At 39.7% G+C, this 406-nt stretch carries 1 protein-coding gene; it reads right to left on the reverse strand.

Annotation, left to right across the window (positions count from 1 at the left end):
* The coding region (locus C1I98_RS46835; protein WP_267898120.1) for a cell division protein FtsA at window positions 1-233 on the reverse strand (233 nt) is incomplete at its 3' end.
* Window positions 234-406: the final 173 nt, after the last annotated feature.

The raw sequence follows: 406 nt of genomic DNA on the forward strand, positions 1-406 counted from the left end.
CCCGCAATCACCTTTTTTATTTCGATACTTGCTTTTTCTTCAGCTTGGCGTACTGCTGATCGAATCGTTTCGGCCGCCTTATCAATATCGACGATCACGCCACGACTTAAACCATTAGAACGTGCGCTTCCCACACCAATAACGTTCATTTGTCCTTTGACATATTCAGCAACAATAACTTTTATTGAGGTGGTTCCAATATCCAGTCCAACGTAAATTCCTGAATTATCCATAATAGAGGAACCTCCTAGTATTTTACATAAATATTCAAGGATTCGCTGCCATATCCAGTTATTCCTTAGTTTACCATATCCTAAGCGCTTTTAAAAAGGTCACACTTAGCATTCTATCAATTATTCTGATTCTTGAACGGATAGGAGTATGCGCCCACCTCAAGATTGATGAC

The organism is Spongiactinospora gelatinilytica, assembly GCF_003236385.1.
Taxonomy (GTDB): domain Bacteria; phylum Actinomycetota; class Actinomycetes; order Streptosporangiales; family Streptosporangiaceae; genus Spongiactinospora; species Spongiactinospora gelatinilytica.